We start from the raw sequence: 9,415 nt of genomic DNA on the forward strand, positions 1-9,415 counted from the left end.
GGTACGGAAGTACCGGGGCCGCCCCCTTCGTGCTGACCGGGACGCGTGCCGGAAGCGCGGCCCCGTTCGCCCCGGAGTGCGGGGCGGGCGGGGCTTTCGGAACGCGTCTAGGGGCGGCGGGCCGAGGTCACCCGGTACACGTCGTAGACGCCCTCGACCCCGCGCACGGCCTTCAGGACGTGGCCCAGGTGCTTCGGGTCGCCCATTTCGAAGGTGAAGCGCGAGGTGGCGACCCGGTCACGGGAGGTCTGGACGGCCGCCGAGAGGATGTTGACGTGCTGGTCCGAGAGGACCCGGGTGACGTCGGAGAGGAGCCGGGAGCGGTCCAGGGCCTCCACCTGGATGGCGACCAGGAAGACCGAGGACTGGGTCGGTGCCCATTCGACCTCGAGGATCCGCTCCGGTTCCCTGGACAGCGACTCCACGTTGACGCAGTCGCTGCGGTGGACGGACACGCCGCTGCCGCGGGTGACGAACCCGATGATCGGATCGCCGGGCACGGGGGTGCAGCAGCGGGCCAGCTTCACCCAGACGTCCTCGACGCCCTTGACGACGACGCCGGGATCGGCACTGGAGCGGCGCTTGGAACGCCCCCGGGTGGGCGGGGCGGCCTCGTCGATCTCTTCGGTGGCGGCCTCTTCGCCGCCGAGCGCCTGGACCAGCTTCTGCACGATGGACTGCGCGGTGACGTGCCCCTCGCCGATCGCCGCGTACAACGAGGAGATGTCGTTGTAGCGCATCTCGTGGGCGAGGGTGACGAGGGAGTCACCGGTCAGGATCCGCTGGATCGGCAGGTTCTGCTTGCGCATGGCCCGCGCGATGGCGTCCTTGCCCTGCTCGATGGCCTCGTCCCGGCGTTCCTTGGAGAACCAGGCGCGGATCTTGTTCCGGGCGCGCGGTGACTTGACGAATCCCAGCCAGTCCCGGGAGGGCCCCGCGCCGGCCGCCTTGGAGGTGAAGACCTCGACCAGGTCGCCGTTGTCCAGGGTCGATTCGAGCGGCACCAGCCGTCCGTTGACCCGTGCTCCTATCGTGCGGTGGCCGACCTCGGTGTGGACCGCGTAGGAGAAGTCGACCGGGGTGGCACCGGCGGGCAGGGCGATGACGTCGCCCTTCGGCGTGAAGACGAAGACCTCGTTGCGGGAGAGGTCGAAGCGCAGCGACTCCAGGAACTCACCGGGGTCCTCGGTCTCCTTCTGCCAGTCGAGGAGCTGCCGCAGCCACGCCATGTCGTTGAGGTGGTCGTCCTTGCCCGCCTTCTTCGGCACGTCGGCGCGGACCTTGGAGGCACCGGCGACGGCCTCCTGCTTGTACTTCCAGTGCGCGGCGATGCCGTACTCGGCGCGCCGGTGCATGTCGAAGGTCCGGATCTGGAGCTCGACGGGCTTGCCGTTGGGCCCGATGACCGTCGTGTGCAGCGACTGGTACATGTTGAACTTGGGCATCGCGATGTAGTCCTTGAACCGGCCGGGGACCGGGTTCCACCGCGCGTGGACGGTGCCGAGGGCGGCATAGCAGTCCCGCACCGTGTCGACGAGGACGCGGATGCCGACCAGGTCGTAGATCTCCGCGAAGTCACGGCCGCGGACGATCATCTTCTGGTAGACGCTGTAGTAGTGCTTCGGCCGTCCGGTGACGGTGGCCTTGATCCGAGCGGCACGCAGGTCGGCCTGGACCTCGTCGGTCACTATGGCGAGGTACTCGTCGCGTTTGGGGGCGCGCTCGGCGACGAGTCGGACGATCTCGTCGTACATCTTGGGGTAGAGGATCGCGAAGGCGAGGTCCTCGAGCTCCCACTTGATGGTGTTCATGCCCAGCCGGTGGGCCAGCGGCGCATAGATCTCAAGGGTCTCGCGGGCCTTCTTCTCCTGCTTCTCCCGCTTGAGGTAGCGCATGGTGCGCATGTTGTGCAGGCGGTCGGCGAGCTTGATGACCAGGACGCGCGGGTCCTTGGCCATGGCGACGACCATCTTGCGGACGGTCTCGGCCTGGGCCGCTTCGCCGAATTTGACCTTGTCGAGCTTGGTGACGCCGTCGACGAGCAGGGCGACCTGGTCGCCGAAGTCGCGGCGCAGGGTGTCGAGGCCGTATTCGGTGTCCTCGACGGTGTCGTGGAGCAGTCCGGCCATCAGCGTGGCCGGGTCCATGCCGAGCTCGGCGAGGATGGTGGTGACGGCGAGCGGGTGCGTGATGTACGGGTCGCCGCTCTTGCGCTTCTGCCCGCGGTGCCAGCGCTCGGCGACCTGGTAGGCCCGCTCGACCTGGCGGAGCGTCGACGTCTCGATCTTGGGATCGTTGGAGCGGACGATCCGCAGCAGGGGTTCGAGGACCGGGTTGTACGGGGAGGAGCGCTGCACGCCGAGCCGGGCGAGGCGGGCGCGGACCCGGTTGGACGAGCCGCCCGGGCGGGCGGGGGCGGGGCGCTCGGGAGAGGGAGAGGACGGTGCGGGGGCGGGCGCAGCGGGGGGCGTGGGCCTGGTCTCCGCTGGCTCGTTCTGGGACGTGCCGGACCCCGGCGCGGCCTTTTCGGCCTTCGGGTCGGGCTGCGCGGCGGAGAGTGGCTGGGCCTCGTCTGGCAAGAGCGCTCCTCGTGCGGTTCCGGATCCCCCGGTCAGGCCCCGGAAAGGCCATGGTATCGAGCCAAGACTGTCGGTGCTCACGCGCCCGGGTTTCGGACTCCTTCCGGGCGGGCATCAGGGGCGTCCGGAAGAACGCGAGGGGCGCTCCGGGGATTCCCCGGAGCGCCCCTCATCGGTGCGAATCCCGACGTCAGACCGTGATCAGCGCCTGGAGCGGCGCGCCGTTGAGGTTCGGCTCCAGCCGGGCGCGGCCCGGGAGGAAGCCGAGTTCCATGAGCACCGCGACGCCTGCGACCTCGGCGCCGGCACGACGGATCAGCTCGATGGACGCCTCGGCGGTGCCTCCGGTGGCGAGGACGTCGTCGATGACCATGACCCGGTCGCCGGGGACCAGGTCCTCGGCGTGCACCTCGATCTCGGCGGTGCCGTACTCCAGCTCGTAGGCCTGTCGGAGGGTGGCCCCGGGGAGCTTGCCGGCCTTGCGGACCGGGACGAAGCCGAGGCCGGCCCGGACGGCCACCGGAGCGGCCAGGATGAAGCCGCGGGCCTCCAGGCCGACGATCTTGGTCGCGCCGTGCGTGGAGCACAGCGCGGCCAGGGCGTCGGTGAGGGCGGTGAACGCCGTCGGGTCCGCGAGCAGCGGCGTGATGTCCTTGAACAGCACGCCCGGCTTCGGATAGTCGGGAACGTCACGGATCCGGCTGAGCAGGAGCTCGGTGACGTCCTGGGCCCCGGCGGTCATCCTCGGTGCTCCTGGCTGCCGCGGCGGCTCGGCCGGGGGCCGACGACGGCGGCCTCGGGAGCGGGACCGTCCTCCTCGTCGAACTGCTCTCCCTTGGCCGCGGCGCTGGCGCGCTTGGCCAGGATGCGCTTCCTGAGGGCCTTGATCGAGGGGTCGCGCTCCTTGAGGTCGGCGACCAGCGGGGTGGCGATGAAGATCGAGGAGTACGCGCCGGCGGCGAGACCCACGAACAGCGACAGCGAGATGTCGTTGAGCATGCCGGCGCCGAGGAAGCCACCGCCGATGAAGAGCAGGCCGGCGACCGGCAGCAGCGCGACCACGGTGGTGTTGATCGAACGGACCAGGGTGCCGTTGATCGAGCGGTTGGCGAGCTCGCTGTAGGTGAAGCGGGTCTGCTTGGTGATGTCCTTCGTCTGCTCCTTGAGGGAGTCGAAGACGACGACGGTGTCGTACAGCGAGTAACCGAGGATGGTCAACAGACCGATGACCGTGCCGACGGTGACCTCGAAGCCGACCAGGGAGTAGATGCCGACCGTGATCGTGAGGTCGTGGATGAGGGCGACGAGTGCCGCCACGGCCATCCGCCACTCGAAGGCGATGGCGAGGTAGATCACCACCAGGATCATGAAGACCCCGAGGCCGGTCCAGGCCTTGTTGGCGATCTGCTCGCCCCAGCTGGGGCCGACGAGCTCCGCCGCGATCTTGTCCTCGGCGAGGTTGAAGTCCTTGGCGAGCTCCGCGCGGACCTGGTCGGACTGCGCGGTGTCCAGGCCGCCGACCTGGATGCGCAGGGAGCCGTTGCCGAGCTGCTGGACGATCGCGTCGTGGCCGGAGGCCTCTTCGGCGTACTCCTGGGCCTGGCTGACGGAGACGTCCGTCTTCGGGGTGGTGAAGACGGCACCGCCCTGGAATTCGATGCCCATGTTGAGGCCGCGGACGGCCAGGGCGACGATGGCGGTGATGGTGATCAGGATGGACAGGCCGTACCAGATCTTGCGGTTGCCGATGAAGTCGTAGCCGACCTCACCGCGGTGGAGCCGGGCGCCGAGATCTCCGAGCTTCGACATCTCACGCCTCCTTCGGGTCGACGGGGGTGGCGACGGGGGTGGCGCGGCGGGTACGGCGCAGCGGAGGCTTGGCACCGAGGCGCTTCGGGTCCAGGCCGGACCAGGGGTGACCGTTGCCGAAGAACGAGGTCCGCGCGAGCAGCGTCATGACCGGCTTGGTGAAGAAGAACACCACGACGATGTCGAGCAGGGTGGTCAGGCCGAGCGTGAACGCGAAGCCCTGGACCTTGCCGACGGTGACGATGAAGAGGACCGCCGCGGCCAGGAACGACACGAAGTCGGAGACCAGGATGGTGCGGCGGGCCCGCGGCCAGGCGCGCTCGACGGCCGGGCGCAGGCTGCGGCCCTCGCGGAGCTCGTCACGGATCCGCTCGAAGTAGACGATGAAGGAGTCGGCGGTGATGCCGATGGCGACGATGGCGCCGCAGACGGCCGGCAGGTTCAGCGCGAAGCCGATGGCCGGGCCGAGCAGGGCCATGAGCACGTAGGTGAGGAGCGCGGAGACGCCGAGGCTCAGGATGGCGATCAGCGAGAGGCCGCGGTAGTAGACGACCAGGTAGAGGATGACCAGTCCGAGACCGATCGCACCGGCGATGAGACCGGCCTCCAGCTGGTCGCCGCCGAGCGCTGCGGTGACGGTGTCGACGCTCTGGGTCTGGAAGGTCAGCGGCAGGGCGCCGTAGGACAGGATGTTGCCGAGGTCCTGGGCGGACTGCTGGTTGAAGTTGCCGGAGATCTCGGCGCTGGCGCTGAGCGTCTGGCGCACCGAGGGGGCGGAGACGACCTCGCCGTCGAGGACGATCGCGAAGCGGTTCTGCGGGTCGGCCTGCTGCGACAGCTTGCTGGTGATCGACTGGAACTTCTTCGAACCGCCGTCGGTGAAGTCCATCGTGACGATCCACATGCCGCGCTGCTGGTCGAAGACGCCCTTGGCGTCGTCGACGTCCTTGCCGTCGACCTCGGCCGGGCCGAGCAGGTACTTCGACCACGCGCCCGGGGCGTCCTCGCCACAGGCCACGATGGGCTCGGTCGACTTGACTCCCTGGCCGGCGGCGGCGCGCTGCTTGGGGTCGAGGCAGTTCAGGGCGGTGAACTTCTGCTCCAGCGCCGTGGTGGCGGCGTCGGGCGTCGGGGTCGCCTGCGGGGTTCCGGTGGCCTCCGGCTGCACGGAGGGGGAGGTCGAGGCGCTCGCGGTGGCCGTGGGGCTCGGGGCCTTGAGGGCCTCGGTGAGGGCGCGGCCCTGCGTGGAGGCGGTCGCCGTCGGCGTGGCCGACCCCTCACCGGCGGTGGCGCCGGAGGCGGACGGCGTCGGCGTCGGCGTGCCGGAGGTCTCGGCGCTCGGCGCGGCCTGCGGCATGGCGGCGAGGACGGGCCGGAAGTACAGCTGGGCGGTGGTGCCGACCTGCTCGCGGGCCTGCTTCTCGTTCGTCCCGCGGGGGATGTTGACGATGATGTTCTCGTCACCCTGCGTCTGGACCTCGGCCTCGGAAACACCCAGACCGTTGACGCGGCGCTCGATGATGCCGACCGCCGTGTTCATGTTGGTCTCGTTGACCGCAGACTTCTGGCCGGGCTCGGCCTTCGCCTTGAGCGTGATCGACGTGCCTCCGGCGAGGTCGATGCCGAGGCGCGGGGTGGTGTGCCCCGACCAGAACATCCCGCCGGTGAGCGCGACCATGGCGATCAGGATGAGTGCCAGGGCGCGGCCCGGACGGCTCTGTCCCCCCGCCGGCCTTCGGCCCTTCTTCGGTGCTGCCACCTGTCGTATCTCCCTGTCCAACCGTCTTCCGCCGGGTATGCGTGAGACGGCCACGAAGTGTGTGTGGGGACCTGCCCCCGCAGACGTGAAACCGTTCCGGGGACCGCGTGCGCCCGTGGGTGTGCGCGCGGTCCCCGGCCGCGACTACTTCGCGTCGGCCTCGCCGTCGGCCTTGCCGTCCTTCTGCCCCTCGGCGCCGGCCTCGGCCGCGTCCGACTTCTTCGTCAGGTCGGCCTTCGGGGCCTCCTCGACGGTCTCCGCGTCCTTGTCCGTGGTCTCGACGGCCTCGGTCAGCGAAGAGGCGTCGTCGGGGACGACGGTGTCGGTCTCCGAGTCGTCGTCGCCGTGGACGATCCGGTTGTACTCGGAGTCCTCGAGGACCGCGCCGATCGCGTTCTTGGCGTAGACCGCGTGCACGCCGGGCGCAACCTCGAGGAGAACGGTCTCGTCGCCGATCTCCTTGACGGTGGCGTACATCCCCCCGATCGTTCGTACGCCGGTGCCGGGCTGCATCTCGTCGCGCATCTGCGCTGCCTGCTGCTGCTTCTTCTTGGCAGAGCGGGTCATCAGGAACATGGCCCCGATGATGGCGATGAAGGGGAGGAGGGTCACGATGCTCACGGGACGGGTTTCCTTCGCACGGTCGCGGAGAACCCGCGGCCTGATCTTCGGGGGTGGGCGCGCCGACCGGAACGGGCGGCATCGGCGGAGTCTAGGCGAGTCCGCATCGTTGGAACAACGTCCAGCATCGCACCGTGGTTCCGGTCCGGGCGAGTGTCCGCACCGTCACGACCCGAAGAGCCCCTGTTGTCCGCTTCCTGGCGCCGCAGGGCCCGCGGCCTGCGGTGGAACGAGTCCGAGGTGCGTCCATGCCGCTGGAGTCGCAACCCGACCACGGGGCGTACGGGCCAGTAGTCCCTCGCGCACGAGGAAGGGCTCGGCTACCTCCTCGACGGTCTCGCGTTCCTCCCCCACGGCGACCGCGAGGGTGGACAGTCCGACGGGCCCGCCGCCGAAGAGCTTCAGCAGCGCTTCCAGGACGGCGCGGTCCAGGCGGTCGAGCCCGCGGCCGTCCACCTCGTAGACGCTGAGGGCCGCCTCGGAGATCTGGCGGGTGATCACGCCGTCCGCCTTGACCTGGGCGTAGTCGCGGACGCGGCGCAGCAGGCGGTTGGCGATGCGGGGGGTGCCGCGGGAGCGGCCGGCGATCTCGGCGGCACCGTCGGGGTCGATCTCCACGTCGAGGAGTCCGGCGGAGCGGTGGATGACGCGCTGGAGCTCGGCCGGGTCGTAGAACTCCATGTGGCCGGTGAAGCCGAAGCGGTCGCGGAGCGGGGGCGGTAGCAGCCCGGCCCGGGTGGTGGCGCCGACCAGGGTGAAGGGGGGGAGCTCCAGCGGGATGGCGGTGGCGCCGGGGCCCTTGCCGACGATGACGTCGACGCGGAAGTCCTCCATGGCCATGTAGAGCATCTCCTCGGCGGGCCGGGACATGCGGTGGATCTCGTCCAGGAAGAGGATCTCGCCCTCCTGGAGGGAGGAGAGGATCGCGGCGAGGTCGCCGGCGTGCTGGATGGCGGGTCCGGAGGTGATGCGGATCGGAGCGTTCATCTCGGCAGCGATGATCATCGAGAGGGTGGTCTTGCCGAGGCCGGGTGCACCGGAGAGCAGCACGTGGTCGGCGGTCGCACCGCGCTGGCGGGCGGCCTTGAGGACGAGGTCGAGCTGCTGGCGGACCTTCTCCTGACCGACGAACTCGTTGAGGTCCTTGGGGCGCAGGGCGGCCTCGACGGCCTGGTCGTCCCCCTCGGCTGCGGCTCCGACGATGCGCTCGTCGGCGGCCGGTGCCGTCTCGTCGTCCCAGTTCACGGTGATTGCCTCTTCGTCGGTGCGGATCGTCAGCGGGCGCGGTTGAGGGTTTGGAGGGCGGCTCGGAGCAAGTGCGGCACGGGCACGGAGCCGGTCTCGGCAAGGGCTGCTTCGGCCTGCGGGGTGACGGCGGCGATGGCGTCCTCGGCCTCCCGGAAGGCGTAACCGAGGCCGATGAGCGCTGCGGAGAGCTGTTCGGTCCAGGGGGCGGGGCCGGTGGCCGCGGCGCGCTGGGTGCCGACCGGGCCGCTGCTGCCCAGCGGGGCTCCGAGCTTGTCCTTCAGTTCGAGGAGGAGTTTCTGGGCGCCCTTCTTGCCGATGCCGGGGACGGCGGTGAGGGCCTTCTCGTCGCCGGTGGAGACGGCGAGGCGCAGGGCGTCGGGGCTGTGCACCCCGAGCATGGCCTGGGCGAGGCGGGGGCCGACACCGCTGGCGGTCTGGAGCAGTTCGAAGACCTGCCGCTCGTCGTCGTCGGCGAAGCCGTAGAGGGTGAGGGAGTCCTCCCGCACGACGAGCGAGGTGGCGAGGCGGGCGTGCTCGCCGAGGCGGAGCCCCGCGATGGTGTTCGGGGTGCACTGGACGGCCATGCCGACCCCCCCGACCTCGACGACGGCGGTCGTCGGGGCGAGGGCGGCGACCGGGCCGCTCACGAAGGCGATCATCGGATACGGCCTTTCACTGCGGAGGCGTGCGGGGCGCCCGCCCCGCCGAGGCGGTGGTGGGCGGCGACGGCCTGCTGGAGGCGGTTCTGGGCGGGGGCCCGCCAGATGTGGCAGATGGCGAGGGCGAGGGCGTCGGCGGCGTCGGCCGGCTTGGGCGGGGCGGAGAGCCGGAGCACTCGGGTCACCATCGCTCCGACCTGGGCCTTGTCGGCCCGGCCGCTGCCGGTGACGGCGGCCTTGACCTCGCTGGGGGTGTGGAGGGCGACCGGGATGCCGCGCCGGGCGGCGCAGAGCATGGCGACCGCGCTGGCCTGGGCCGTGCCCATCACGGTGCGCACGTTGTGCTGGCTGAACACGCGCTCCACTGCGACGAGTTCGGGCGAGTAGCGGTCGAGCCACTCCTCGATGCCGCGCTCGATGCCGACGAGGCGGACGCCGATCTCGTCGTCCGCGGCGGTGCGGACGACTCCGACGCCGAGCATGGTCAGGGGCCGGCCGGCGACTCCTTCGACGACGCCGATGCCGCACCGGGTAAGACCCGGGTCCACCCCCAGAACGCGCACGTCACCCTTCCCTTCGATCAGGTATTCGTGCAGGTTATCGGCTGCCACTGACAACGCAGCGGGGCGCCCGGGGGGGTTCCCCCGCCGCCCCCCGCCGGACCCCCCCCGGGCGGGGGGCGCCCCGCACCAGACCACGGCCCCGGCGGAGACCGTTGGGGACAAGGTGAGGCCCGCAGC

General features: G+C 70.7%; 8 protein-coding genes. All 8 read right to left on the bottom strand.

Going from position 1 to position 9,415, the window contains the following annotated elements; genetic code table 11:
* Positions 1-107 precede the first annotated feature (107 nt).
* The 8 genes from ACFW22_RS21230 to ruvC all read right to left on the bottom strand — a co-directional run bounded on the left by ACFW22_RS21230 (position 108) and on the right by ruvC (position 9,238).
* Positions 108-2,579: a RelA/SpoT family protein gene (locus tag ACFW22_RS21230; RefSeq protein ID WP_386406850.1), complete on the bottom strand. Its 2,472-nt coding sequence runs from the start codon at positions 2,577-2,579 to the stop codon at positions 108-110.
* A gap of 190 nt (positions 2,580-2,769) precedes the next feature.
* Positions 2,770-3,321 carry an adenine phosphoribosyltransferase gene (locus ACFW22_RS21235; protein WP_386406853.1) on the bottom strand — a complete coding sequence of 184 codons (552 nt, stop codon included), beginning with the start codon at positions 3,319-3,321 and terminating at the stop codon, positions 2,770-2,772.
* Positions 3,318-4,388: a protein translocase subunit SecF gene (gene secF, locus ACFW22_RS21240; RefSeq protein WP_386406856.1), complete on the bottom strand. Its 1,071-nt coding sequence runs from the start codon at positions 4,386-4,388 to the stop codon at positions 3,318-3,320. The genes ACFW22_RS21235 and secF overlap by 4 nt, the downstream gene beginning before the upstream one ends.
* A gap of 1 nt (position 4,389) precedes the next feature.
* A complete protein-coding gene (gene secD / locus ACFW22_RS21245) occupies positions 4,390-6,147 on the bottom strand; it encodes a protein translocase subunit SecD (protein WP_386406859.1) in 1,758 nt (585 codons plus the stop codon).
* A 144-nt stretch (positions 6,148-6,291) separates the two neighbouring features.
* The gene (gene yajC, locus ACFW22_RS21250; protein WP_386406862.1) at positions 6,292-6,768 is read right to left on the bottom strand and encodes a preprotein translocase subunit YajC; all 477 of its coding nucleotides are present in this window, start codon (positions 6,766-6,768) and stop codon (positions 6,292-6,294) included.
* A 165-nt stretch (positions 6,769-6,933) separates the two neighbouring features.
* On the bottom strand, positions 6,934-8,013 hold the full coding sequence (gene ruvB / locus ACFW22_RS21255) for a Holliday junction branch migration DNA helicase RuvB (protein WP_386406865.1): 1,080 nt from the start codon (positions 8,011-8,013) through the stop codon (positions 6,934-6,936).
* Between the two features lie 29 nt (positions 8,014-8,042).
* Positions 8,043-8,675, bottom strand: coding sequence for a Holliday junction branch migration protein RuvA (ruvA, locus tag ACFW22_RS21260; protein WP_386406868.1), 633 nt, complete (start codon positions 8,673-8,675; stop codon positions 8,043-8,045).
* Positions 8,672-9,238 carry a crossover junction endodeoxyribonuclease RuvC gene (gene ruvC, locus ACFW22_RS21265; protein ID WP_386406871.1) on the bottom strand — a complete coding sequence of 189 codons (567 nt, stop codon included), beginning with the start codon at positions 9,236-9,238 and terminating at the stop codon, positions 8,672-8,674. The genes ruvA and ruvC overlap by 4 nt, the downstream gene beginning before the upstream one ends.
* Positions 9,239-9,415 lie beyond the last annotated feature (177 nt).

The sequence above is a fragment of the Streptomyces sp. NPDC058872 genome (assembly GCF_042743065.1).
GTDB lineage: Bacteria > Actinomycetota > Actinomycetes > Streptomycetales > Streptomycetaceae > Streptomyces.